Source organism: Burkholderia ubonensis subsp. mesacidophila (assembly GCF_002097715.1).
GTDB lineage: Bacteria > Pseudomonadota > Gammaproteobacteria > Burkholderiales > Burkholderiaceae > Burkholderia > Burkholderia mesacidophila.
In genome coordinates this window covers 377885-403391 of record NZ_CP020739.1, presented here as the reverse complement: position 1 = coordinate 403391, position 25507 = coordinate 377885, and the positions used below count along the sequence as shown (strand labels likewise).

Annotated in this window: 25 protein-coding genes and 1 pseudogene; 11 read left to right on the top strand and 15 right to left on the bottom strand. The window is 67.9% G+C overall.

The features are described 5' to 3' along the window. Positions 1-45 precede the first annotated feature (45 nt). The gene (locus B7P44_RS34115) at positions 46-1119 is read right to left on the bottom strand and encodes an AraC family transcriptional regulator (protein WP_162296946.1); all 1074 of its coding nucleotides are present in this window, start codon (positions 1117-1119) and stop codon (positions 46-48) included. Positions 1120-1261: 142 nt separating this feature from the next. On the opposite strand from B7P44_RS34115, the gene B7P44_RS34110 reads away from it, so the two are divergent. The 6 genes from B7P44_RS34110 to B7P44_RS34090 all read left to right on the top strand — a co-directional run bounded on the left by B7P44_RS34110 (position 1262) and on the right by B7P44_RS34090 (position 7121). After that, positions 1262-2302 (top strand): ABC transporter permease, encoded by a 1041-nt coding sequence (locus B7P44_RS34110; protein WP_231716857.1) that lies wholly within the window; start codon positions 1262-1264, stop codon positions 2300-2302. Continuing rightward, on the top strand, positions 2286-3101 hold the full coding sequence (locus B7P44_RS34105) for an ABC transporter permease (protein ID WP_231716856.1): 816 nt from the start codon (positions 2286-2288) through the stop codon (positions 3099-3101). Before B7P44_RS34110 ends, B7P44_RS34105 begins: the two co-directional genes overlap by 17 nt. After that, positions 3098-4132, top strand: a complete 1035-nt coding sequence (locus B7P44_RS34100; protein WP_084910428.1) for an extracellular solute-binding protein — start codon at positions 3098-3100, stop codon at positions 4130-4132. The genes B7P44_RS34105 and B7P44_RS34100 overlap by 4 nt, the downstream gene beginning before the upstream one ends. Positions 4133-4274: 142 nt before the next feature. Next, the gene (locus B7P44_RS36950; protein ID WP_133118006.1) at positions 4275-4898 is read left to right on the top strand and encodes a hypothetical protein; all 624 of its coding nucleotides are present in this window, start codon (positions 4275-4277) and stop codon (positions 4896-4898) included. Between the two features lie 45 nt (positions 4899-4943). Then, positions 4944-6149: a sugar transporter gene (locus tag B7P44_RS34095; protein WP_084910427.1), complete on the top strand. Its 1206-nt coding sequence runs from the start codon at positions 4944-4946 to the stop codon at positions 6147-6149. A 162-nt stretch (positions 6150-6311) separates the two neighbouring features. Next, positions 6312-7121 (top strand): TlpA family protein disulfide reductase, encoded by an 810-nt coding sequence (locus B7P44_RS34090; RefSeq protein WP_084910426.1) that lies wholly within the window; start codon positions 6312-6314, stop codon positions 7119-7121. A gap of 50 nt (positions 7122-7171) precedes the next feature. Here B7P44_RS34090 and B7P44_RS34085 read toward each other — a convergent pair whose 3' ends face one another. From B7P44_RS34085 to B7P44_RS34075, 3 genes are read right to left on the bottom strand one after another with little or no spacing between them, the layout of a single operon-like run. Continuing rightward, on the bottom strand, positions 7172-8755 hold the full coding sequence (locus tag B7P44_RS34085) for a DHA2 family efflux MFS transporter permease subunit (protein ID WP_084910425.1): 1584 nt from the start codon (positions 8753-8755) through the stop codon (positions 7172-7174). Continuing rightward, the gene (locus B7P44_RS34080) at positions 8752-9870 is read right to left on the bottom strand and encodes an HlyD family secretion protein (RefSeq protein WP_084910424.1); all 1119 of its coding nucleotides are present in this window, start codon (positions 9868-9870) and stop codon (positions 8752-8754) included. The genes B7P44_RS34085 and B7P44_RS34080 overlap by 4 nt, the downstream gene beginning before the upstream one ends. Before the next feature lie 42 nt (positions 9871-9912). Beyond that, the gene (locus B7P44_RS34075) at positions 9913-11394 is read right to left on the bottom strand and encodes an efflux transporter outer membrane subunit (RefSeq protein WP_084910705.1); all 1482 of its coding nucleotides are present in this window, start codon (positions 11392-11394) and stop codon (positions 9913-9915) included. A gap of 98 nt (positions 11395-11492) precedes the next feature. Between B7P44_RS34075 and B7P44_RS34070 the strand changes: the two genes are divergently transcribed. Next, entirely contained in the window at positions 11493-12266 is a 774-nt protein-coding gene (locus B7P44_RS34070) for an AraC family transcriptional regulator (protein ID WP_084910423.1), read from the top strand. Positions 12267-12379: 113 nt separating this feature from the next. After that, positions 12380-13438, top strand: coding sequence for a LysR family transcriptional regulator (locus B7P44_RS34065; protein ID WP_084910422.1), 1059 nt, complete (start codon positions 12380-12382; stop codon positions 13436-13438). On the opposite strand, the pseudogene B7P44_RS38010 reads toward B7P44_RS34065, so the two are convergent. The 7 genes and pseudogenes from B7P44_RS38010 to B7P44_RS34030 form a co-directional block, all read right to left on the bottom strand. After that, positions 13359-13538, bottom strand: a pseudogene (locus B7P44_RS38010) (2-isopropylmalate synthase); the annotation flags it as partial. The gene B7P44_RS34065 and the pseudogene B7P44_RS38010 overlap by 80 nt on opposite strands. A gap of 46 nt (positions 13539-13584) precedes the next feature. Beyond that, a complete protein-coding gene (locus tag B7P44_RS34055; RefSeq protein WP_084910421.1) occupies positions 13585-13908 on the bottom strand; it encodes a DUF6587 family protein in 324 nt (107 codons plus the stop codon). Then, a complete protein-coding gene (gene feoB / locus B7P44_RS34050; protein ID WP_084910420.1) occupies positions 13905-15755 on the bottom strand; it encodes a ferrous iron transporter B in 1851 nt (616 codons plus the stop codon). The genes B7P44_RS34055 and feoB overlap by 4 nt, the downstream gene beginning before the upstream one ends. Further along, positions 15752-15997 carry a FeoA family protein gene (locus B7P44_RS34045; RefSeq protein WP_084910419.1) on the bottom strand — a complete coding sequence of 82 codons (246 nt, stop codon included), beginning with the start codon at positions 15995-15997 and terminating at the stop codon, positions 15752-15754. Before B7P44_RS34045 ends, feoB begins: the two co-directional genes overlap by 4 nt. Positions 15998-16141: 144 nt before the next feature. Next, positions 16142-16873: a LytR/AlgR family response regulator transcription factor gene (locus B7P44_RS34040; protein ID WP_084910418.1), complete on the bottom strand. Its 732-nt coding sequence runs from the start codon at positions 16871-16873 to the stop codon at positions 16142-16144. A gap of 1 nt (position 16874) precedes the next feature. Further along, positions 16875-17957, bottom strand: coding sequence for a sensor histidine kinase (locus B7P44_RS34035; RefSeq protein ID WP_084910417.1), 1083 nt, complete (start codon positions 17955-17957; stop codon positions 16875-16877). A gap of 177 nt (positions 17958-18134) precedes the next feature. After that, a complete protein-coding gene (locus B7P44_RS34030) occupies positions 18135-18683 on the bottom strand; it encodes a hypothetical protein (RefSeq protein WP_084910416.1) in 549 nt (182 codons plus the stop codon). A 251-nt stretch (positions 18684-18934) separates the two neighbouring features. Between B7P44_RS34030 and B7P44_RS34025 the strand changes: the two genes are divergently transcribed. Then, on the top strand, positions 18935-19474 hold the full coding sequence (locus B7P44_RS34025; RefSeq protein WP_084910415.1) for a DUF6622 family protein: 540 nt from the start codon (positions 18935-18937) through the stop codon (positions 19472-19474). Positions 19475-19542: 68 nt separating this feature from the next. Here B7P44_RS34025 and B7P44_RS34020 read toward each other — a convergent pair whose 3' ends face one another. Both B7P44_RS34020 and B7P44_RS34015 read right to left on the bottom strand, forming a co-directional pair. After that, on the bottom strand, positions 19543-20418 hold the full coding sequence (locus B7P44_RS34020) for an SDR family NAD(P)-dependent oxidoreductase (RefSeq protein ID WP_084910414.1): 876 nt from the start codon (positions 20416-20418) through the stop codon (positions 19543-19545). A gap of 95 nt (positions 20419-20513) precedes the next feature. Next, a complete protein-coding gene (locus B7P44_RS34015) occupies positions 20514-21092 on the bottom strand; it encodes a TetR/AcrR family transcriptional regulator (protein WP_084910413.1) in 579 nt (192 codons plus the stop codon). A gap of 193 nt (positions 21093-21285) precedes the next feature. On the opposite strand from B7P44_RS34015, the gene zwf reads away from it, so the two are divergent. Beyond that, positions 21286-22761 carry a glucose-6-phosphate dehydrogenase gene (gene zwf, locus B7P44_RS34010; protein WP_084910412.1) on the top strand — a complete coding sequence of 492 codons (1476 nt, stop codon included), beginning with the start codon at positions 21286-21288 and terminating at the stop codon, positions 22759-22761. A gap of 33 nt (positions 22762-22794) precedes the next feature. Here the strand turns inward: zwf and B7P44_RS34005 are convergent, their stop codons facing one another. After that, complete coding sequence (locus tag B7P44_RS34005) at positions 22795-23988, bottom strand: NnrS family protein (protein WP_084910411.1); 1194 nt, start codon at positions 23986-23988, stop codon at positions 22795-22797. Positions 23989-24268: 280 nt separating this feature from the next. On the opposite strand from B7P44_RS34005, the gene B7P44_RS34000 reads away from it, so the two are divergent. Continuing rightward, the gene (locus B7P44_RS34000; protein WP_084910410.1) at positions 24269-24466 is read left to right on the top strand and encodes a hypothetical protein; all 198 of its coding nucleotides are present in this window, start codon (positions 24269-24271) and stop codon (positions 24464-24466) included. Positions 24467-24584: 118 nt separating this feature from the next. On the opposite strand, the gene B7P44_RS33995 is transcribed toward B7P44_RS34000, so the two are convergent. Beyond that, on the bottom strand, positions 24585-25244 hold the full coding sequence (locus B7P44_RS33995) for a dienelactone hydrolase family protein (protein WP_084910409.1): 660 nt from the start codon (positions 25242-25244) through the stop codon (positions 24585-24587). Positions 25245-25507: the final 263 nt, after the last annotated feature.

Here is a 25507-nt window from a genome sequence, read left to right as displayed (position 1 = left end):
CATTGCCGGGATTCAAGGTCGGCGGGCCAGCCAGCCGCGCCCTTGCTACAACCCCTCCCGCTGCCCCGACAACAGCATCTTCCGGTAAGCGCCGGGCTTCTCGCCCGAAATGCGGGCGAACGCCCGGCTGAACGTGGCGACGTCGAAATAGCCCAGCTTCTCGGCGACGTCGAACAATGCGATCGCCGGGTTCTGCAGGAAGTTCTTCGCAAGATCGATCATCACGCTCTTCACCAGCGCGTTGAAGTTCGCGCCTTCGATCTCGAGCCGGCGCTGCAGCGTACGCGCGTTCATGCCGAGCGCGTCGGCGACCGCATTCAGGCTCCGGTACCTGGCCCACGATTGATAGAGGAGCTGGGTCACCCTCGCCGTGATCGACTGCTTCGTGTGATTGGCCAGTTGCCATTCCAGTTGATTGCAGCGCGGCAACAGTTGCCGGAAGACCGCCCGATTCGAGAAACGGAGCTTCGACATCAGCAGCCAGGCCGGAAAAATGACCCGGGTATGCGGCGCGTTGAATTCGACGGGGCAGCCGAATATCCTCTTGAACGTTCGTTTCGAGACTTTTGATTTTGGCATCGAAAATTCAATTTTCGTAAACGGAGCCGGATAGCCGAGCATGTCTTCCGACTCGGTCCGGATCGTGGCCACGCAGATTTCCGTATTCAATTGCCGCAAGTTCTCGCTGAAGCGATATCCGTCCACGACGATCGACGCCAGATCCCCGTGCTCCTCCACTCTCATCCGGAAATACGACTCGCCGGTGAGCGGGTGGTCGCATGCGAATTGCCACGCTTCGCCGAAGGTCGGCGCACATTGCATCGCGTAGCCGCGCACCCCGCCGATCGACACGTGTATCGCCTGCCCGATCTTCAAGCCGAGCGCTGGGTCCTGCGACAGGCGCTTGGCGTTCTCCAGCACGGCGAGTTCCTGCGCAAACGTGATCGACACTTCGTCGTTCTGGAGCTGTTGAACGGAAAGATCGGCGCCGCGCAACACCTCCTCCGCGGCGACGCCGGCCTCGTCAAGCAGGTCGACGACGATCGAGACGGTGTGGAGCGAAACCGGAGTTTGAATTTCATCGACATGGTCCAGTGTTGAATCCATCGAGCCGTTCATCGCGTGTTCCATCCGAATGCGTCGGTATCGGGTGCCGGATTTCACGAGAGTATAGATTCAGTTTGTCGTGAAATGCCTATGATTGTCGTCAAGTGCCTATTGACTATCCCGGGTAAAACCGCAAAAGTACGATCGGCATGATTTGAATATAAAACCCCCGGGGCGAAACGAACGAACCCTGTTGCGAAGCATAATAAAGCGGGCCGAACGTGTTATGAGAGAGCATGTGTCCGGGGCGACCGGGCCTCGACTGAGCGCGACCGATTTTGCATTCCTGCCCCGGTTCCGGGTGAATTCCGCATGGCTCGGGCAGTCGCTGGCCGCGCCTGCGTTGCTGCTGCTCGTGGCAGGTGTCGTGCTGCCGACGACCGTCATCGCATTCGCGTCGATTTCCGCGCCGGAAGAATGGGGCGGCGTGCGCTGGGGAAGTTTCAGCGCCGACGCCTATCGGCGGATTCTGTTCGAGCAGGATTTCGACGGCAACTGGGCGTTCAACGCGGCACTCGCAGCAATCGCCGTCCGGACTTTCGCACTGTCGATCGCCGCAACCATCGGGTGCCTCGCGCTCGGTTTCCCCGCCGCGCTCTATATCGCGATGCAACCCGCCCGTCGGCGCACGTGGCTGCTGATCTTCGTCACCGTGCCGTTCTGGACCAGCCTGATCGTCCGCCTGTATGCATGGATCCTGCTTCTGAGGAGCGGCGGCGTCATCTCGACGGTGCTCGGCGGCCTGTTCGGCACCCACGTTCCCACGATCCTGTATACCGACATCGCGACGGTGATCGGCCTGGTCTACGCGTTCATCCCGTTCATGGTGCTCCCGATCTTTACGAGCCTGGAACACATGAACTGGAACATCGTCGACGCCGCGTTCGATCTCGGTGCGACACCCTGGACGGTGGTCACGCAGATCATCGCGCCGTCGGCGCGGCACGGCATCGTGTCCGGGTGCATGCTGGTGCTGGTGCCGTCGCTCGGCGCGTTCCTGATTCCGGACATGCTGGGCGGCGCGAAGTCGATGATGCTCGGCAACCTGATCAATCTCCAGTTCGGCGACGCGCACAACTGGCCGCTCGGCGCGTCCCTGGCGATGGCGATGTACGCGTTGGTGCTGCTCTGCGTGCTGGCGAAGCGTCTGCTCGTGAAAGCAGGGACCGGAGGCCAGCGTGCGCAATGTGCGTGAGTTTCCGGGATTGCGCACGGGTGCCTGGATCTTTTTCCTGTTCCTGTACGCACCGATCGTCGCGCTGGTCGCGCTGAGCTTCAACAACGGCGGATCGGCGACCGTGTGGCAAGGATTCGGGCTGAGCGGATACGTGACCGTGCTGCGCGACGCCGCCGCTTTCGAAGCCGCCCGCACGTCCTTTGCGATCGCCGCCCTTGCGGCAACGACGTCGTCGCTGATCGCCATTCCCACCGCACTCTATTTGTGGAACAACGCGCGGCGAACGGCGGGCTTCGCGGGGATCCTGGTCGCGTCGCCGTTGCTCGTGCCCGAGATCGTGCTCGCGCTCGGCACGCTCATCCTGCTTTCGATCGTGGCGGTCAAGCTCAACTTCTGGACGATCGTGTTCGGACACGCGGTGTTCTGCCTCCCGTTCGCGTATCTGCCGATTCGCGGCTCGCTGTCCAGGATCGACCCGTCGTATCTCGAGGCCGCGGCCGATCTCGGCGCCAATCGCTGGCGCGTGTTTCGGCAGATCGTCTGGCCGTTGATCCGCACGGGGGTCGCGGCCGGCTTCGCACTCGCGTTCGTCGTGTCGATCGACGATTTCGTGACGACGTACTTCCTGTCGGGGACGGCGACGACGACACTGCCGATGTACATCTACGGCCTCATTACCCGGGGCGTCAAACCCAACGTGAATGCGCTTGCGACGATCGTGCTGGTCTTCTCGTTCGGCGCCGCGCTGCTGTCGGTCTGGCTCTCGCGGGCGGCCAACAGCGAACAACAACTGTCAATCCTGGAGCAAGGTGAATGAAGATCGTAGCAACCGTCGTCCTGGCCGGCATGGCCATGATGCAAACCGCGCATGCCGAGCCAGTCCTGCGTTTCGGCAACTGGCCGGGCTATTACCCGGTGGAGCTGCTCAAGAAGTTCAAGAAGGAAACCGGGATCGACGTCACGCTCACCGCGTATGACAGCGATGCCGCGGTGGCGACGAAGATGAAGGCCGGCGGCAGCGACTACGACGTCGTGATCGTTTCAGACCTTTACGTGTCGATGCTGGGCAAGCAGAACCTGATCGAAAAGCTCGACAAGGCCAAATTGCCGAACGCCCGCAATATCCGGCCCGAGTACGCGCATCCGGTCGGCGATGCGAATCGCGACTACGGCATGCCGTACCAGGTGATCACGACCGGCCTGGTCTACGACACGTCGCGCGTCCCGAACGGGGTGCTGCCCGACACGTGGAAGACTTTCTTCGAGCCGCCGGAATACCTGAAGGGCAAGATCGTCGCGCTGAACGTCCAGGAGGAGCTGTACATGGCCGCCTCCTGGTATCTGGGCCAGGACGAATGCTCGGAGAACCCGCAAGACGCGAAGCGCGTGCTCGCCGTGCTCGAGAAGCAGAAGCCGTCGCTGCTCGCCTACGCGAACGACGGCGTGGTCGAACGCTTCCAGTCGAAGCAGGTCATCATGAATCACGACTGGAGCGCCGACGCGGCCAAGTATCACAAGGTGTTGCCGACCATCGTCTTCATGTATCCGCGGGAAGGCGTGCATCAATACGTCGACAATTTCGTCATCCCGAACGCGGCGAAGAATCGCGACAACGCGTATCGCTTCATCAACTGGATGATGGAGCCGCGCAACATTGCCGAGGCATCGAACTTCAACCGTTACCACGATGCGATCGTCGGCTCGACGCAGTTCCTGACGCCCGAGCTGCAGAAGGACCCGACGATCAACCCGCCGCCCGAGTTCCAGAAGCGCCTGAAGCCGATGAAGATCTGCTCGCCGGCCGCGATGGCGCTGCGCGACAAGGTATGGGTCAAGCTGAAAGGCTGATGCGGTTGCCACGTCCGCCGACCGGCCGGTCTCGAGGTCCGGTCGGCGGGCCATCGCTCGATCGGGATTCAACGCGCCTTGCCGGGCTCATATTGATTCGGTATCCGTAGTGACGTCGCAAATTGTTTCGACAACGCAATATATGACGCATCACGCATTTGCTTCGCGTAACGCCTCGCGCATCCCGGACTCCCCAGGAGTCCCGTCTGGACACGCGATTCCGCTACAGCCGCGTGCCTCGGATAAGCCAGACGGGCTTTCGGCCTTCGACAACCATGATCCCGTCGAGGGCCGCTTTCTCTTTCCGCGCTTCACACCACCGCCAATTTTCCGGTTGGCTCTCTCATTTGGCCGGTGGCTTCGCTGCGGGCGCTTCCCTGACGGGACGTGCTCACGGCGCCTTTTATTCCATGCCGATCGACGCCGGCCGGCGGCGCGAGGACTCAACAACCACACGGGGAATGACGTCAATGCTGAACTGTATGAACGTGATCTGGACACCGACGAGCCGAACTCCGCCGAATGGTCGCCGCCGCCGCAGAAAGGGCGCGGCTGGCGGCGGCTCGAAATCGACGGCGCAGAGAAAGGCCCCGGCACGCTCGTCGAGCGTGACATGCCCCGCGAGCCGTTTCGCCGACGACGTGAGCGCAAGGCCGCCGCAGCCGTTGCCTTCCGCGCGCCTGCACTGGCGGTCGAAGCGGCTTTGATGTCCCCCCGTTTCATGGGGTCAGGCTGCGGCGCGCCGCCCGATGCTGCATTGCAATAGTTATACGCGATAATCGGCGGTTCCCGATCCTTGCCTGAACCCAGCATGTCGACGCCTGAACCGGTCTCCTCCGAACATTCGTGGTGGGGCGTATGGGCACTCACGCTCTCCGCCTTCATTTTCAACACCACCGAATTCGTCCCCGTTGCCCTGCTCAGCGCGATCGGCGACAGCCTGCACATGCCGCCGACCAACGTCGGCCTGATGCTGACGATCTATGCGTGGACCGTGGCCGTGACGTCCCTGCCGTTGACGTTGGCGACCCGCACGGTCGAACGCCGCAAGCTGCTGGCCGGGGTGCTCGTGCTGTTCATCGCCAGCCACGTCATCACCGGCGTCGCGTGGAGCTTTCCGGTGCTGGTGTTCGGCCGGGTGGGCATCGCGTGCGCGCATGCGATCTTCTGGTCGATCTCCATCTCGCTGGCGGTGCGGCTGGCGCCCCCGCAGAACAAGAGCCGCGCGCTCGGCCTGCTGGCCACCGGAACATCGATCGCGATGGTGGCGGGCATCCCTCTTGGACGCGTGATCGGCGAGACGCTGGGCTGGCGGACGACCTTCCTGCTCATCGCCGGCGCGGCGGCAGCCGCGTTGCTGATGCTGCGGGCGACGCTGCCCCCGCTGCCGAGCCAGCGGACGGGCTCGCTCGCCAGCCTGCCCGCCCTGCTGCGCAACCCGACGCTGATCCTGCTCTACCTGCTCACGATTCTCGTCGTGTCGGCGCACTTCACGTCGTACACCTACATCGAGCCGTTCCTCCAGCACGTCAGCCATGCGAGCGAAAGCGGCATCACGACCATCCTGATCCTGTTCGGCGGCGCGGGCATTCCCGCCGCCCTCTGCTTCAACCGCCTCTACCCGCGCCGGCCAGCGCAATTCCTGCTGGCGTCGATCGTCGTCATCGCATCCTGCCTGCTGATCCTGTTCCCCAGCGCGCTCAGCTTCGTCACGCTGTCGGTGCACACCGTGGTCTGGGGCGGCGCGATCATCTGCTTCGGCCTCGCGATGCAGGCCTGGGTGCTGAAACTGGCGCCGGACGCGACCGATCTCGCCGTCTCGATCTTTTCCGCGCTCTACAACGTCGGGATCGGCGCGGGAGCGCTGCTCGGCAACCACATCGCGAGCGATTTCGGACTCGCGTGGGTCGGCACGTTCGGCGGCATCGTCGGCGGGCTCGGCGTGGGAGTATGCTGGCTGGCGTTGCGCGTGCATACCGCGAGAACGGCGGCGCCGAATCCCGGCTCCACCGCGTAGCGCAACGGATGCGCGCGGCGCACCTCGCGCCGTGCGCCCGCCGTCGGATACGAAACGCGTCGCCCGTGTCGCGAAGGGAACCGGCGTGCATGACGTCGGGTCGAAACGCCGACGGCTTCACCCCCACCGGTCGATCATCCACCCTCCCACCCTGTCTTTCCCATGTTGAGCATCGGTCCCTTCTCGATCCGCGTCGTCGCGGTAGCCGTCGCCGCGCTGCTGGCGTGGCTCGTCGCCCGTTTCATCCAGCGCCGCCCGCCGGACGGCCTGCACAAGACCGCGTCGAGCCTGATCCTCGACACGCTGCTGCTCGGGCTGATCGCCGCACGCGTCGGCTATGTCGCGCAGTGGTGGTCCGAGTACGTGGCCGCGCCCCGGTCGATCGTCGCGCTCGGCGACGGCGGCTTCGACTGGCGCATCGGCCTCGCGGCCGCGCTCGTGTTCGCCGGCTGGAGACTGCGCCGCCTGCCGGCGCTGCGTCGCCCCGTGCTGGCCGGGATGGCGGCCGGCCTCGTCGCGTGGGGCATCGCGCAGGGCATGCTGGCGTCGTTGCAGCGCACCGCGCCGCCGTTCGCCACGATCCAGCTCGAAGCGCTCGATGCAACGCCCGTGCTGCCGCAGCGCTTTGCCGGAAAGCCGGTCGTCGTGAACCTGTGGGCGACGTGGTGCCCGCCATGCCGGCGCGAGATGCCGATCCTCGAGCAAGCGCAGCGCGATCATCCGGACGTCACGGTCCTGATGCTCAACCAGGGCGAAAACGCGCAGGCGGTGCGAGCGTTCCTCGAACAGCAAGGCTTGCGCTTCGACCACGTGCTGCTCGATCCTTCGCTGCACGCGATGCATGCGTACGGCTCGCGCGGGCTGCCGACGACGCTCTTCTTCGATGCGAAAGGCGAACTCGTCGAATCGCACATGGGCGAGCTGACCGCCGCGCGGCTGAAGGACGCCGTGACACAACGCTTCGGCCAGTGACGCTCGTTGGCCGCCGGTGACGGCTGTCGTCAGGCAGGCCAGTCTCCCCGTCACCCGTTCTTCTTCCCCCGCAACACGAATGCCGCCGCCGTACACCCGACCATCGCGACCCCGGCGATCAGGAACGTATCGCTGTACGCCATCAGCAGCGCCTCGCGCATCACGCGCTGGTTGACGAGTGCGAGCGCCAGTTCGTGCGGGCCGCCAGTCGCACCGCCCGGCAACGCGTCCGCGCGCGGCACGTGCATGCGCGCCAGCAGTCGCGCCAGCATCGCCATGCGTTCCTGGAACGCTTCCGAAAACGGCGTGACGGCCTCGCCGATCCGCATCGCGTGGAGCTTCTGCCGCTCGACGACGATCTGGCTCGCCACCGCGATGCCGATCGCGCCGCCGACGTTGCGCACCATGTTGAACACGCCTGACGCGGACCCGAGCTGCGCCTTTTCGATTCCGTCGACGGCCATCACCGACAGCGCGATCACGACGAGCGACTGCCCGATCCCGCGCACGACGAGCGACGGCACGATCACGTTCGACGCGGCGTCGGCGGTCAGATGGATGTTCATCAGGCAGCCGGCCGCGACCAGCACGAAGCCGAGCACGATCGTCGCTCGCGGGCTCGTGCGGCGCATCAGCGGCGGCGTCAGGAACGACATCACGAACTGCACGAGCCCATACGGGATCATCGCGAGACCGATATCGCGCGCGCTGTAGCCGTGCAGCTCGGCGAAATAGTTCGGCACGAGAAAGACGACGCCGAACACGACCGCGCCGAACAGGAACTGCATCAGGCTCGCGATCCCGAAGTTGTGGCGGCCGAGCAGCCGCAGGTTGATGAACGGCTCCTTGCGCCGCAGCTCGATCGCGACGAATGCGACCAGCCCCACCGCCGCGACGATCGACAGCTCGACGATCAGGTCCGACGCGAACCAGTCCTTGCGCCCGCCTTCCTCCAGCACGATCTGCAGCGCGCTCAACCCGATCGCCATCGTCGCGATCCCGAACCAGTCGGCCTGGCGCAGCTTCGACAGCTGCACGGGCATGGGCCGGATCGCCCAGCCGATCGCCGCGATCAGCGCGATCGCGGGCGGAATCTGCAGATAGAAGATCCAGCGCCACGAATACATGTCGGTGAGCCAGCCGCCGAGCGACGGCCCGGCCGCCTGCGCGACGTTGTTCGCGATCGCGAACAGCGCCATGCCGAGCGGATGCCGCGACGGCGGCAGCTCGGTGACGATCAGCTGGAACGACAGCGGAATCAGCACGCCGCCGAACGCGCCCTGCAACGCGCGCGCGACGATCATCGACGAGATGGTCGGCGCGACCGAGCACGCGATGGAAAACGCGAGGAACCCGGACGCGCCGACGAGCAGCACGCGGCGCGCGGAGAACACCTGCACGAGCCAGCCGGTGAGCGGAATCACGACGATCTCGGCGACGAGATACGCGGTCGAGATCCACGATCCTTCCTCGAAGCTCGCGCCGAGCGAACCGCGGATGTCGGGCAGCGACGCGTTCGTCACGTGCACGTTCATCCCCGCCATGAAGCAGCCGAACACGCCGCCGAGCACCGCGACCCACGCGCGCAGCGAGACGGCTTCGTGTTGCGCGGCGTGCGCCGCCGCGGCCGTCACGAGCCCGCTCCCGGCGCGCCGCGCGTGTCGACGCGCGCGATCACGGACATGCCCGGCCGCAGCACGAGGCCGGACGGCGGCGCATCGAGCCGGATCTTCACCGGCACGCGCTGCACGATCTTCGTGAAGTTGCCGGTCGCGTTGTCGGGCGGCAGCAGCGCGAACTCGGCGCCCGAGCCCGGCGCGAGTCCGAGCACGCGGCCGCGCAGCGTGCGCCCCGAGTAGGTATCGACGTCGATCTCGACCGGCTGGCCGTCGCGCATCGCGCCGAGCTGCGTCTCCTTGAAGTTCGCGACGACATACACGTCGCGCAGCGGCACGACCGCGAGCAGCGGCATCCCGACCTCGACGTACTGGCCCGCGCGCACCGCGCGCTGGCCGATCGTGCCGTCGCGCGGCGCGCGAATCACCGTGTGTTCGAGATCGAGTCGCGCGAGCGCGAGCTTCGCCCGGGACGCGGCGAGCCGCGCACGCGCCTGTTCGATCGCGGCCGTGCTCTGCGTGCGGCGCCGGCGCAGCACCGTCTGCTGGTCGCCCTGCGCGCGCACGGCCGCGCTCGCGCGGGCCAGTTCCGCGCGTGCCTTCAGCGCATCGGCGTGCGCCTGCTCCCAGCGCTGTCCGCTCGCGGCCGATTCGGCCAGCAACTGCTTATAGCGCAGCGCGTCGGCGTCGCGCCGCGCGGCTTCGGCGCGCGCGGCGGCCGCGTCGGCCTGCGCCTGCTCGATCACGCTGCGCTGCTGGCCGACTTGCGCGTCGAGCGTCGCCGCCGCGGCCTCTTCGGCCTGAAATGTCGCATCGGCCGCGTCGACGGCGGCCTGTGCATCGTCGACCTTCGCGCGATAGTCGCGGTCGTCGAGCATGACGAGCACGTCGCCGCGCCTGACGGGCTGGTTGTCGTCGACGGCGACGCGCGCGACGTACCCGGCCACGCGCGAACTGGCGGTCACGATGTCGGCCCGCACGTACGCGTCGTCGGTGTGCTCGATGAAGCGGCCGACCGTCCACCAGCGCCAGCCGAACACGGCGAGCGCGACGACGACGATGAAGGCGCCCGCGGCGATCCAGTGGCGCCGGGCGAACCGGGCATTTTTTTCGGGTACGGCAGTGGTGCTCATATGCGGAATAGTTGGTTTGCGTGCGGATTCACGAACGGCCGGCTAGGGCTGCCAGCCGCCCCCCAGCGCCTTGAAGACGGCGACCTGATCGAGCGCGACCTGCTGCGTCGACGCGGCGAGCGCCGAATCGACCGCGACGAGGCTGCGCTGCGCGTCGAGCACGCCGAGAAAATCCAGCGCGCCCGCGTCGTAGTTCAGTTCGGCGAGCCGATACGCGCGCGCGTGCTCGGCGCGCGCGGTTTCGAGCGCGGACTTGCGGCGCCACTCGGCGCCATACCGCGCGAGCGCCTGCTCGGTTTCCTTCAGCGCGCGCAGCACCCGCGCGTCGAACGACGCGCGCGCGGCGGCCTCGTCCGCGCGCGCCTGCGCGAGCTGCGCGCGGCTCGCCGCGAGATTCGGAAAGCGCCACGTGATCAGCGGCCCGACACCCCATGCGATCGCGTACTTGTCGCCGAGCGACGACGGATCGCCCGACGTCGACAGCCAGTTCACCGAGCCGCCGAGCACGATCGACGGATACAGTTCGGCCGTTGCGGCGCCGATCCGCGCGTTCGACGCGGCGAGCCTGCGCTCGCTTTCGCGCAGGTCGGGGCGGCGCCGGAGCAGCGCGGCGCCGTCGCCGACCGGGAACGGTCGCGCCAGCGCCGGCGTCGCATGGCAGCGCGCGGCCGCGTCAGGAATCGCGCCGGGCGCATGCCCGGTCAGCACGGCCAGTTCGAAGAGCGCGGCGCGGCGCGCGCCGGCAAGCGCCGGCAGTTCGGCGCGCGTGTCGTCGGCGAACGCGCGCGATCGCGCGACTTCCAGATCGGACACGAGGCCGTGCGCGCGCTGCCGCGCGGTCAGCGCGGCGAGCCGGTCGGCGATCGCGATCGAGCGCTCGGCCACGTCGATCCGCTCGCCGTACGCACACGCCTGCGCATAAGCGGCCGTCGTCTCGGCGGCCACCGCGACGCGCATCGCATCCGACGCGGCCTGCATGGCCTCGGTATCGGCGCGCGCGGCATCGACGAGATGGCCGACGCGCCCCCACAAATCCACTTCCCACGACACCGCGAACGACGGCGCGAAACCCCAGCGCGTGCGTGCATCGGCGCCCTTCGCGCTCGCGACGATCTGGTCGGGCGCGTGCTTGCCGTAGTCGACGCCGAAGCCGGCCGTCGTGTCGGGCAGGCGCGCGGCGCCCGCTTCGTCGAGCACGGCCCGCGCACGTGCAACGCGCGCCGCGGCCACGGCGAGATCGCGGTTCTGCGCAAGCGCTTCGCGCACGAGCGCGTCCAGCGCCGGATCGTCGAACAGTTGCCACCAGCGGTCGGGCAGCTCGCCGCCGGGCGCGACGGGCGCATCGGCCGCCGCGTCGAACGCGGCCGTACGCGCCGCGTCGGTCGCAGGCGGCCGGTACGGCTCGCCGACCGAGCACGCGGCCAACGTCGCCGCGCTCAGCAGCGCGAGCGCGACGCGCGGCCCGCGGGACGCGGCAGCGACGGCTGAATCGAAGGAAAGCGAAAGGAATAACGAGGCGCGCATCGTGCATTGGCTGTCGAACAAACGATGGGCCTATGGTAATTTCGACCCATTCAGTCGATCTCGCGCGCAAAGCGCATTCGTCGTCGAGAAAAGGACAATTGGATCAATTCTTCAGCGCGCTCGAGCGCAAGGACAAGGACAGGCAGATCGCCGTCATCGCATCCGACGCGGCGGCCGGCCTCGCGTATCCGCCGCATTCGCACCGGCACGGCCAGCTGATCCACGCGATTTCCGGCGTGATGCTCGTGCAAGCGGACGCCGGCAGCTGGGTCGTGCCGACGGGCCGCGCGGTCTGGGTGCCGGGCGGCACGCGGCACGAGATCCGGATGGCGGGCGACGTGCAGATGCGCACGGTGTTCGTCGCGCACGAAGTGCGGCCGAGCCTGCCGCGCGAATGCCGCGTGATCGAAGTCGGCACGCTGCTGCGCGAGCTGATCGTGACCGCGTGCGAACTGCCGGCCGATTACGACCTCACGCATCGCTCGGGCCGCGTGCTCGCGCTGATCCTCGACGAAATCGAAATCGCACCGCTGCTGTCGCTGCATGTGCCGATGCCGCGCCATCCGGCGCTCGCCGCGCTGTGCACGCAACTCATCAACGAGCCGTCATCGGTCGTCACGCTGCAGTCGTGGGCGCGCGACGCGCACATGAACGAGCGCACGCTCGCGCGCACCTTCAAGCGCGAGACGGGCATGACGCACGGCGCATGGTGCCGCCATGCGCGGCTGTTGCTGAGCCTGCCGCGCCTCGCCGCCGGCACGCCGATCCTCGAACTCGCGCTCGAGCACGGCTACGACAGCCCCAGCGCGTTCGCGGCGATGTTCCGCAAGGCGCTCGGCGTGCCGCCGAGCGAGTACTTCCGGCGGCGCTGAGCGCCACTGTCCGTTTCGCGACGATCGATCGCCGATGCGCGCGCGCGGCGCGACGTGCCGCCCGCTACAGTAGCGGCATCGCACGACACCCGCGCGGGGCGCCCGCGACGCCGATGGATCTGATTCAAAGCATGCAGGTTTTCGTCACGCTCGCCGATGCAGGGACATTCACCGAGACCGGCAAACGGCTCGACATCACGACCGCGCAGGTCAGCCGGACGATCGCCGCGCTCGAGACGCGTCTCGGCATCCGGCTGCTGAATCGCACGACGCGTTCGATGTGCCTGACCGAAGCCGGCGAACGCTATCTGGCCCGCGCGCGCGACATCACGCTCGCCGTCGACGCGAGCGAGCGCGAGGCCCGCGGCGCGCGGCTGCATCCGCATGGCCGGCTGCGCGCGCACTGCAGCGCCAGCATCGCGAACCGTTTCGTGATCCCGCTCGTCGCGCGCTTCCAGGCGCGCTATCCGGACGTCAGCGTCGACCTGACGCTCGCGCCGCATCTGCCGGACCTGATCCGCAACAGCTACGACGTCGCGGTGATCGCGATGCCGAGCCTGCCGAGCTCCGATCAGGTCGCGATCGACGTCGGGCGGATCGACAGCGTGCTGTGCGCATCGCCCGCTTATGTCGAGCGCCACGGGATGCCGGACACGCCGCGCGCGCTCGCGCGCCATCGCTGCCTGCAGCTTGTCGCGCCCGCGTATCTCGAGCGCGCATGGACGCTATCGAACGGCGGCAAGTCGGAAACAATCGCGTTCGAGCCCGCGATGACGGCCGACGTCGCCGCATCGCTCGCGATCGCGGTGCGCGAAGGCGCGGGAATCGGCCTGCTGCCGGATTTCGTCGCGGACGACGGCCTGCGTTCGGGCGCGCTGGTGCGCGTGCTGCCCGACTACCGGTCGGACGAGGTTGGCGTGTTTCTGGTGTATCCGTCGCGCCGGCATCTCGACGCGAAGACGCGCGCGTGGGTGGATTTCATGAAGATCGAACTGCGCGACGCGCTCGCCGGGACGCACGGCGACACAGCCGACCGCGATGGCGACGCGACCGCTCCGGACCATCCCGACGCGGCCGTCGCCCAATCGCTTGCGCGACCGGCTTCACCGCAGGCCGCACGGCAAAAGACGTCGCCTGCGCCGCCTCGTCCGCGCGCGCATACGCGCGGTTGACGCCGCTGATCACCGCACGGAGCGATGCGGTCGTCGGGTTCGCGTCGATAGCCAAGCCGAACGCGATGCCGCGCACGTTCGCGCCGGCCAGCCCGGCGAGCGTGGGAAACAGGATGCCGACGGCCGTGCGCCATCGCGGCAGTCAATCACGCTCGGCGCCGCCGCATCTCGCGCGGATGAAACCGCAGCGGCTGCGCGCCCGGTTCAGCCGGCGCCGCTTCGTTGCCGGCGCCGCACCCGCCGCAGGTGCCGCAGCCATCGCCGCACCCGCCATCGGCCGCCGATTTCGGCATCAGCCGGCGCCCGAGCCAGCGCATTGCGCGAGGGCGCGCCGGCTGCATCAGCGCGCGCGCCGCCCCATGCTGCCAACGCGCGACCACTTGCGGCGCGAGCCGGCGCAACACGAACCCTGCGCTGGCCGCCACCAGCACCGCGATCACCGCGTACTGCCATCCGAGGCTCGCGCTCACGACAGCGCCCTCGCGATCTGATAGGTCGCGAACGACGCGGCGTACGCCATCGCGAACATGTAGCCGAACGAGCACGCGACGATGCGCCACGAACGCGTCTCGCGGCGAATCACCGCGAGCGTGGACATGCATTGCGGCGCGAACGCGAACCACACGAGCAGCGACAACGCGCTGGCCAGCGAGAAGTTGGCGGCGAGCGCATGACCGACGCCCGCGATGTCGGCATCGCCGCCGCTCACCGCATAGACGGTCGCCAGCGCCGCGACCGCGGTCTCGCGCGCGGCGAACGCGGGAATCAGCGACAGGCTGATCTGCCAGTTGAAGCCGAGCGGCGCGAACACGTGCTGCAGGCCGCGGCCCAGGTAGCCGGCGAACGTGTAGTCGATCGCCGGGCCGACGGCGCCCGCCGGCGGCGACGGAAACGTCGAGATGAACCACATCAGCACGGTCAGCGCGAGAATCACGCCGGTCAGCCGCTTCATGAAGATCGAGCCGCGCTCCCACAGGCCGATCGCCACGTCGCGCAGCCGCGGCAGGCGATACGACGGCAGCTCCATCAGCAAAGCGTGCTCGCCCGCATGGCCGCGCAGCTTCTTCATGATCCACCCCACCAGCATCGCGCCGCCGATTCCGGCGGCATACAGCGCGAACAGCACGATGCCCTGCAGGTTGAACACGCCGAGCACGCGTTGCGACGGAATGAACGCGCCGATCAGCAGCGCGTAGACGGGCAGCCGCGCGGAGCACGTCATCAGCGGCGCGACGAGGATGGTCGCCAGCCGGTCGCGCGAATCCGTGATGCTGCGCGTGCCGAGCACGCCGGGAATCGCGCAAGCGAAGCTCGACAGCAGCGGAATGAACGAGCGCCCGGTGAGACCGACCGACACCATCACGCGGTCGAGCAGGAACGCGGCGCGCGGCAGGTAGCCCGATTCCTCCAGCACCAGGATGAACAGGAACAGCACCAGGATCTCGGGCAGGAAGCCGACCACCGTGCCGAGGCCGCCGAGCAGCCCGTCGGTGACGAGACCGCGCAGCGGCCCGTCGGGCAGCCACGCGCCGGCCAGCGTGCCGAGCCATGCGAAGCCGTCGCCGATCGCGTCGGTCATCGGCTTGCCGATCGAATAGACCGCCTGAAACACCAGGAACATCACGGCCGCGAGAATGACGAGCCCGAGCACCGGATGCAGCGCCCAGCGGTCGATCAGGTCATCGCGCGCGTCGGTGGCGCGCGGCATCTCGACCGCGGCGGCGAGCAGCGCGCGCACCCGCGCGTGGACCGCATCCGGGCCGCTGCCGGGATCCGGCGCGGGCGGCGTGTCGCGCTTGCCCGCCGGCTCGCGATCGAGCACGTCGACGAGGCGGCTCGCGCCGCCGCGCCGGACCGCCACGGTCTGGACGATCGTCACGCCGAGCTCGCGCTCCAGCGCCGCGATATCGATGCGGATGCCGCGCCGCTCGGCGGCGTCCATCATGTTCAGCGCCAGCACGACCGGGCGGCCGAGGCGCTGCACTTCGAGCACGAAGCGCAGGTGCAGGCGCAGATTGGTGGCGTCGGCCACGCAGACCACGAGATCCGGCGGCGCTTCGCCCGGATGGCGGCCCAGCAGCACGTCGCGCGTGATGCGCTCGTCCGGGCTCGTCGAATCGAAGCTGTAGGCACCGGGCAGGTCGAGCACCTGAATCTGCCGGCCGGACGGCGCGACACATCGCCCGACCTTGCGCTCGACGGTGACCCCCGCGTAGTTCGCGACCTTCTGGCGGCCGCCCGTCAACTGGTTGAACAGCGCGGTCTTGCCGCAGTTGGGATTGCCGACCAGCGCGACACGCAACGCAGCGGAACTCATGAACGACCCGCCTCCTGAACGCTGACGCGCTCCGCTTCCGCGCGGCGCAGCGCGAAGCGGGTCGAGCCGATCTGGATCAGGATCGGATCGGCCCCCCACGGTCCGCGCGCGACCACGCGCACGGGCTCGCCGGGCACGAAGCCGAGATCGCGCAGGCGCTGTGCAATCGGGTCGTCCGGCTGGGCATCGTCGACTTGCTCGACGATGGCAGGCGTGTGTTTCGTCAGGTTCGAAAGGCGCATGACTGGCTGAAGTCCACTACAAGAGAATGCAAATGGTTCTCATTATATGGACGTCAGCAAGATGGCGTCGGCGCGTTTGGCTCGAAGCCTGCGGCATTTAGCAGCAGGTCTGCTCCGGCGTGGCCGGCGGCAGAGCGCGCATCCCTACATGTGCCGGAAGCGCCCCGCATAGGCCCGGCTGACCGGCAGCACATCGCGGCAGCCATGCAGATGAATGCGCAGGCGGCCCAACAGGTCGCGCTCGATGCGATCGATCGCCGCATAGGCGACGATCACGCTGCGATGCACTTGGGCGAATTGATCCGGATCGACGCGCGCACGCAATTCCTTGAGCGGCGTGCGGATCACGTGCCGATCCGTTGGCGTCACGACTTCCGTGTATTTGTCGAGCGCCTGGAAATACAGCACGTCGGCGATCGAAACGAGCCGGGTCGTGTCCTTCACGCCGACGGTCAGCCAGCGAATCGGGGCCGACTCCGTCGCGGCCAACCTGTCGGCCGGCGCCGGCGCGAAACGGCGCACCGGCTCGCCGCGCTGCAACCTGGCGATGCAGCGCAGGAGCCGCTCGTCCGTGACGGGCTTCAGCAGATAGTCGACCGCCGCGCGATCGAACGCGTCGACCGCGTGCTCGTCGTGCGCGGTCACGAACACGACGTGCACGTCCGGCACGATGCTCGCCAGCTTCAGGCCGTCGATGCCCGGCATCCGGATGTCGAGGAACGCGATGTCGGGACGATGCGCGTTGAGCGCGGCGAGCGCATCGACGCCGTTGCGCGGCAGCGCGACGATCTCGAGCTCGGGCCAGAGTTGGCCAAGGCGCGCGGCCAGCGCGTCGGACAGGTTCGGTTCGTCGTCGGCGATCAGTGCGGTCGGCATGTCAGTCGATCGGAATCAGCAAGGTCGCGGTCACGCCCCGCGTGGCGCCGGGCGTGCCGCCGACCGCCATGCGGCCGCGCTCCCCGTAGAGGCCCTTGACGCGCGCGGCGACGTTCGCCAGCCCGACGCCGCCGTGCAGCGTGGGGCCGCCGTGGCCGAGACCGACGCCGGTGTCGATCACGCTCAGTTCGAGCCTGTCGCCGCTGCGCGTGCCCACGACGCGGATCTCGCCGCCGTCGAGCGACGGCTCGATGCCGTGCCGCAACGCATTCTCGACGAGCGGCTGCAGCAGCAGCGGCGCAAACGCCAGCCCGCGCAGCGGCATCGGCACGTCGATCAAATACGCGAGCCGCTCGCCCAGCCGAATCGACGCGATCTTCAGCAACGCGTCGACCAGTTCGATTTCGTCGCCGAGCGTCGACGTCGCGCGGCGCGTGCGGCTCAGGCTCGCGCGCAGGTAGCGGTTCAGGCTGTCGAGCATCGTCGACGCGCGCGCCGGATCGCGCTCGATCAGGCTTTGCACGTTCGCGAGCGTGTTGAACAGGAAATGCGGCTCGACCTGCGCCTGCAGCAGCGCGAGCCGCGCGGCCGTCTCCGCCTGGCGCGCTTCCGCGGCTTCGCGGCGCTGCGTTTCGAGCGACGCGCGCATGCGCGCCGTCTGCAGGAACAACGAAAGAATGGCGTAGGCCGCGCACGTGACGGCGAATGACGACGCGTACGCGAGCCATGCCCGAACGCTCGCGTGCCCGAGCAGATGCGGCACGTGCCCGATCGTCGACGCGGCGATCTCGAACCCGGCGAGGACGCTCGCCGGCACGACGATCAGCAGTTTCGGCAGCGTCGCGAGCCGGCCGCGCGACAGCTTGTCCAGGCCGATGCTGAACAGCAGCGCGCACAGGCCGATGCCGTTCGCGACCACGAGGTACGGGAGCACGCCTTCATCGCGCCGGCTCGCCCAGAAACCGAGGCCGACCGCGCAGTTGAACAGCACGAGGCCGAAGAGCGCCGGCAGCCCGCGCCACGGCGTCGGCGCGGCGGGCTCGGGCGGCCGCCCGGAGAAGATCGAATGGAGCCGGCTTTGCATGGTGTCGAACGGGTTGAATGCAAACGAATGCGATGCGTAACCTTAACGTCGAACGTGCATGGGCGGCGACGCATGAGACGAACGGCGCGCAGGCGCGACCAAACGCACGACGAGCCGACGGGCGGCGGGACTCCGGTTGCGATTGCCACCGTTCGGCACGCCGTGACCGCAAACTGCCTATTGGGCCGCGGCCTTTGTTGCCTTCTTCATAAACTCGGCCTTGGCGGCCTGTTTCATCTCCTCCGGAATCGAAGTGGCATGAATCGCCTTGTCCACTTCCGCGAAATCGGAACTGTAGGCAATCAGCGCCGGGTACACCCGGAAGAGGCAGTAGTCCGCAAGGCGCTTGAACTCGCGCACGGCGGCGGCCTCGTCTCTTTCGAACATCGCGTAGTCGGCGTCATCCACCTGTTTCAACTTGATGGAATACGCGTCGCGGTCCACACCCTGAGCCATCGCGTGGAAGAAAATCTCGCGCATGTTGGCTTCATTCATGGCCTCGAATGCAGTCTCCGCCTGTTGTGTGCTCAAGCCGCCTTTGCGCAGAAGGTCACGGTCGTAGGTGTACCAGTTCCGCTCATAAATGGCTTTCTCGCACGCCGCAAACCTGGTCTGCCAATCCGCGGTTTCGTATGTCCCAAAGCCCTCTTCGGCATCAGCGGCATTTGCACGGGGCAGCCCCATCGACTGCGCAACCATGAGCGCAGCAAGCAGCAATTTCTTCATTACGTGTGGACAAATTCATATTGTTTTCAAAACCGCACGGCCCCTGACAACGCACCCGGTTCGCATGAGGCGCCCGCACAGCAAGGGCCGCTCCCGCATCAAGCGATCGAGCCGGCTGACGGAAGGACGCACGTTCGTCGGACGCGGCGGCCGTTCATCGCGCCGAACCCGCGCTTCGTCGCAAAGCGCGGCAGGCGCGTCCGCTGGCCGCTATCGTGGGTTCGTCACCACCGATCGCGAGCACTCCGACCATGCAACCGTTCCTTTCCGTACCGAGCTACGTCTATCTCTTGTTCTGCGCGCTAGTGTATCTCGGCGTGAGGCGCTGCTTCCCGCGCGAAGCGTCGCCGTCGAGAACGCTGCTGTTTCCCTTCGTGTTCGCAATGCTGGGCGTCACGAGCCTCAGGGCCCTGTTTCCGGGGGCAGGCCCCGACACCAGCATCATCGCGCTCGCCGCCCTTGCCGTCGGCGCGGCGTGCGGCTGGCTTCACGCGCGCCGCTGGCGGCTTGAATTCGTCGTCCGCCCGGCGGGCTTGCTCGTGCGCCTGCCGGGCGACGCGAGCCTGCTCGCGACGTTGATGCTCACGTTCGCGGTCGAAACGTACCTGCACTACGCTGTCGCGTCCGCACAGCCTTGGGCAGCGACAACCGGGTTCGCGCTCGCCGCGTTCGCCGTCTGGGGCCTGCTCGTCGGCATGCCGCTCGGCCGCGCGCTCAACGTCGTCGCGCGCGCGATGCGATACGCGAACGGCGCGCGCAATCACGACGGGACCGTCACGCGCGATTCCTGAAGCCGCCGGCATTGTTTGCCAGGCCCTCGTCCGGCCTCCCCCGACTCGGAGCGGCCGGACGGTCACCGTCACTCGAGCCCCTTCAGCGCCTCCAGGCCTTCCGGCAACTTCGCATCCGGAAACTGCGTCGACAGCGACGTGTCCCGCCAGCGCGCCGCCTCGTCCGCACGTTGCGCCTCGGCCTGCTCGCAGACGAACACCGCATCGCCGCCCAGCAACAGCCGCATCGGCACGTCGTCGCGGCGCGACAGCTCGACGATCAGCGCGGCGATCCGCGCCGGATCGCCGACTTCATTGCCGCCATACGCACCGAGCAAGTCGAGAATGCGCCCGACCGACGGCTGGTAGTCCGGCAGCATGTCGTCGACGCCGCGCTTCGCCTCGGCGGCCCAGTCGGTGCGCATCCCGCCCGGCTCGAGCGTGCAGACGCGCACGCCGAACGGCGCGACCTCCTTCGCCAGCACGTCGCTGAATCCGCCGACCGCCCATTTCGCCGCCTGATACGCGGTCAGGCCGGCCGTCGATGTCCGCCCGCCCACCGACGACACCTGGAAGATGTGGCCCGCGCGCTGCGCGCGCATCGTCGGCAGCACCGCGCGGGTCACGTTGACCACGCCGAACAGGTTCGTCTCGATCTGAGCGCGGAAATCGTCGGCGCTCATCTGCTCGAACGGCGCCGTATGACCGTAGCCCGCATTGTTGACCAGCACGTCGATGCGCCCGAAGGCTTCGCGCGCGGCAGCGGCGGCACGCGCGGCCGCCGCTTCGTCGGTGACGTCGAGCGAGACCGGCAACAGCCGCTCACCGTAACGCTCGGCAAGATCCGCAAGCCGCGCGGGATCGCGCGCGCCGGCCACGAGCCGGTCGCCCGCCGCAAGCACCGCCTCCGAAATCGACCGCCCCAGGCCGCGCGCGGCCCCGGTGACCAACCAGACTTTCGACATGTTCCACTCCTCGAAAATGACACCACAAGCAATGAATGATTACTCACTCATTAATAAGCGCGATGCGTCGACGATTCACAAGACGCACCGCACGTTCACAGCGTGTGCAACACCGCCCACAGCGCCCGAAAGCCGGCCTCGCGATACGCATCGGCCCGCGCCGGATCACGCGCGACCGATTCCATCGTCGTTTCCGCGATCGACGTGAACAACGCGCCGCAGAACGCGAGCGCCTCGTCGGGCCGCAAGGTGCCCGACGCGGCAATCCGTTCGCGCAACACCGCCTGGATCGGACCGAATCCCTCGGCGCCCGCCGCGCGATGCGCGTCGTCGATGCGTCCGCTGACCTCGAGCTGCCGCAGCGCGCGCCGCCCGTCCGGATTCGCGACGCCCCACGACACGTAGCCGTTCCACGCGTGGCGCATCGCCGGCTCGGCGGGGCCGTCCTCCGGGAAGCCCGTCATCATCGCACCCCGCAGGTCGGCCTTCAGGTGCAGGTACAGCGCGTTCAGCAGCGCATCCTTGGTGTCGAAATACGTGAACACCGTCCCCTCGGCCACGCCCGCCAGCCGCGCAATGCGCGCGGTGGTCGCGGCCGCGCCGTGTTCGGCGAGCTCGCCGGCCGCCGCGGCGAGAATCGCTTCGTGCTTGTCGAGACTGCGGGGTCGTGCCAAGATTTGCCGCCTTAAATGAGTGATTGCTCAATCATAAGCGAGCTCGCCGGGATCGCGCAAGCGCCGTCGCGCATCGATGGCGACCTCGCACGCGATCCGGCAAAAGCGTGCACTATTAGGGTTTTCGTTGCACCGCCGCATCGGCGCCTTCGACGTTCGTTCAACGCCCACCGTTTCACACAGCGAACCACCCATGACGAATCAGCCTACACAGACCGCAGCCGATCAGCCCGTCGACATGATCATCTTCGGCGGCGGCGGCGACCTCGCCGCCCGCAAGCTGCTGCCCGCGCTGTACATGGCGCATCTGCACCGCAACCTCCCGCCCGAAACGCGGATCATCGCGGTCGGCCGCCGCGACTGGGGCATCGACGGCTACCTGAAGTTCATGGAGGAGCAGTCGCGGCCGTTCATCGACGAGAAGGCATTCGACCCGCAGGCGTGGAATCGCTTCCTCGACCTGTTCCGCTACGTGCTGATCGACGTGCAGGACGCGGCCGACTACGCGCGGCTCAAGGAAGCGACTCGCAGCGACGCGATTCGCGTGTTCTACCTGTCGACGTCGCCGGAGCTGTTCACGACGATCTGCGACAACCTCTCGTCCGCCGACCTCGTCGACGCCCGCTCGCGGGTCGTGCTGGAGAAGCCGCTCGGCCACGATCTCGCGTCCGCGAAGGCCATCAACGATGCGGTCGGCAAGCACTTCGACGAATCGCAGATCTACCGGATCGATCACTACCTCGGCAAGGAAACCGTGCAGAACCTGATGGTGCTGCGCTTCGGCAATCCGATCTTCGGGCCGCTCTGGCAGGCGCCCTGCATCCGCAGTGTGCAGATCACGGTCGCGGAAACGGTCGGCGTCGGCAGCCGCGCGGGCTTCTACGACCATACCGGCGCGCTGCGCGACATGGTGCAGAACCACCTGCTGCAGTTGCTGTGCATCGTCGCGATGGAGCCGCCCGTGTCGCTCGATCCGGATGCGGTTCGCGACGAGAAGCTGAAGGTGCTGCGCTCGCTGCGGCCGATGTCGCCGTCGGACATCGCGCGCGACACGGTGCGCGGCCAGTACACGGCGGGCGCGATCGACGGCCAGCCGGTCAAGGGCTACCTCGAGGAAGACAACGTGCCGCCGGACAGCCGCGCGGAAACCTTCGTCGCGCTGCGCGCGCACATCAACAACTGGCGCTGGGCGAACGTGCCGTTCTTCCTGCGCACCGGCAAGCGGCTGCAGAAGCGCCAGTCGGAAATCGTGATCGAGTTCGCGGACATGCCGTTCTCGATCATCCCGAGCGGCCCGCGCCACTACAGCAACCGGCTCGTGATCCAGCTGCAGCCGGAAGAATCGATCCAGCTGCAGATGCTCGCGAAGGAACCGGGCAGCGGCATGAACATGGTGCCGGTGAACCTCAACCTCGACCTGCAGCAGGCCATTCCGGAGCGCCGCGCGGAAGCCTACGAGCGGCTGCTGATCGACGTGATCCGCGGGCGTCTCACGCACTTCATGCGCCGCGACGAGCTCGAGGCCGCCTGGGCGTGGGTCGAGCCGATCCTCGACGGCTGGCAGCAGCTCGGCGACCGGCCGCGGCTGTATACGTCGGGCACGTTCGGGCCGGCGGCATCGTCCGCGCTGCTCGCGCGGGACAACATGTCGTGGTCCGAGGAAGCCTGACCTGAACGACGGCGGCCCGCCATGCGGCCGCCGTCAATCCGCGCGGCCGTCGGCTCTCGGCGAGACCAGGATCGGCACGTAGTGGATCGTGTACGCAAGCAACGCGACGATCCAGCAGGCGCCGGAAGCATCGAGCCAGAACCCGTACGGCGTGCCCGGGATCAGCGGCCCGAACGCGCGCAGCAGCGTCGCGCCGATCATCAGCCCGTAGCACAGCCGTTCCCAGGGCCCGGCGACGAGCTTGCGCCCGGTATGGCCAAGCGCGGTGCGCGTCACCATCGCGATGATCGCGCCGCCGATCGCCCCGACCGTCAACACATGAACCGCCAGCGAATGCGGCACGACGCCGGCGACCGACAGCGCGAGCATCGCAAATCCGACCGGAATCCACAGGCAGGACACGTGGAGAATCCAGACGATCGGCCGATTGCCCACGCGCCACGACCGCCAGCCGGCGATGCGCACGGCGTGCAGCAGCGCGGTCATGCCTGCGGCGGCGATCAGAATCCGGTCGGGCACGCCGGCCGCGTCCGCCAGTAGCGTCAGCAGCACCGCGGGTGCGGCGAGCGCGTCCGCAAACCTGAAGCGCCGGATCGTGAAACCCGGAATCGCGTTCGTCGTGAACATCGGCACGATCCGCCCGGTGATCACCGCGACGAAGAACAGAATCAGCCCCGTTGCCGCATACGCGGCACGCAGCGCGAGATCGTCACGGCCCGCCATCGCGTAGCCGTGAAACAGCACATTCAGTCCACCGAACAAAGCCAGCGCCACCGGCAGGAACACGTTGTGCCGGTTCTTCACGGCGACCAGCACGCGCAGCAGCACGATCGCCGTGAGCAGCAGGAACAGCGAATCGACGACCGCCGCAACCGGCTCCGGCCCCGACCACACCAGCAAGCGCCCCGCCGCCCACAACAGCCAGAGCGCGCCGAGCGACGCGCCGCGCAGCGTCTCGCGCGACGTCCAGGCGCGCACGGCGGTCAGCAGGAAACCCACGACGATCGCCGCCACGAAGCCGAAGATCATCTCGTGCACGTGCCACATCAACCCCGTCATCGACGCGGCGCGTCCCGCGACCGGTGCGCCGTGCCAGGCAGCAAGCCACGCGGCAATCGCCGCGCTGCCGAACAACGCGCCGCCCGCATAGAACGGCCGCAGGCCGAGCTGCAGCACGGGCAGCGTGTCGGGCGTCGATGCTGGCTTCATCGGTTCGCTGATCTTCATGTCCTTCTCCGGCGGAGGATGGTCCGTTCAGTCCATCCTAGTGCCATCAGGATCGATTCGAGCCGGTCTCCCTACGGGCCGCAGTGGCATCCCGTGCGAATGTCTGATCCACGTCAAGCGCGCACGCCGCGTGCGACAAAATGCACGTCGCGACACCGCATCAAAATGCCTAGCTTTGATACACGCGGCATGACCGCCTCGATGGCCGCGGAAAGCGGGAGCGGCCAATGCGCGCCCACCATGCCTCCGATGCCGACGACTTCATCTTCAGGAGACGAACATGCTGAGCCCGCATGAATTTGCCGCACTGTTGCTGATCGAGGACACGGCCGAGCCGGCCGGCCTCGATCTCGGCGACCTGACGTCGCTCGTCGAACGCCAGCTCGTCGCGCTGGAGCTGCTCGCATCGGAAAGCCGGCGGGCCCATCTGACGGAAAACGGACGCTCGATGCTGGAGACGATCGACCGTCGTCATTGACGTTCCCGCGCGCCGGGAGCCGGCGCGCATGCGCGGTTCACCTTCGCCGCGTTTGCGTGACGATGCCGAACGCCAGTCGTTCGAAACGATGAAACAGCCGATACATCGCGATCCCCCTCTATCGATGCTCTGCATCGCCGGCGAGCCAGCGGATGAACCATGCGGCGGCGAGCCGCGCGACGGCGTCGAGCGCGCCGGGCTCCTCGAACAGGTGGGTTGCGCCCGGCACGATTTCGATCACCGTTTCGCACGTCAGCCGCGCGGCCGCCAGCCGGTTGAGATGCAGCACCTGTTCGTCTCGCGCGCCGACGATCAGCAGCGTCGGCGCGGCCACGCGCTCGAGCGCATCGCCGGCCAGGTCGGGGCGGCCTCCACGCGACACGACGGCGCCGACGGCCGGTTCGCGCGCGGCCGCGACGAGGGCGGCGGCCGCGCCCGTACTCGCGCCGAACAGGCCGAGCGGCAGCGGCCGGCATTCCGGCAGCGCGCGTATCCACGCAATCGCGGCGCACAGGCGGCGGGCGAGCAGATCGATGTCGAAGCGATAGAGTGCCGTGACGCAGTCGACCTGCTCTTCGTCGTGATCGAGCAGATCGAACAGCAGCGTCGCGAGTCCGGCCTTCACCAGGGTCTGCGCGACGGCACGGTTGCGCGGGCTGAGGCGGCTGCTGCCGCTGCCGTGCGCGAACACGACGACGCCGCGCGCGCCCTGCGGCAGCGTCAGCACGCCGTCGAGCCGGGTCCGGTCGATCGGGATCGCGATCTCGCGTGCCTGCATGTCACACCTCGCTTGCCGCGCACCGCGCCGGCTACGCGACCTTCACCCGGGCGGCCGCTTCGCGCACGCGCGACGCCTGTCCCGCATTCCTTCGCAAATCGGCATCGGTCTTCACGATCGTTCGCCTGCGGTTGCCGTCGATACTTGTCACGGTAGGTCGGACGAAACGGGGCGAAATTGATCCAGGTCAGCCGCGGATGGGCGCGCTGCGCGCACGCACGTCGGCAGGCGTGCGCCGGCCGTTTTCGTCCGTTGATACAGAT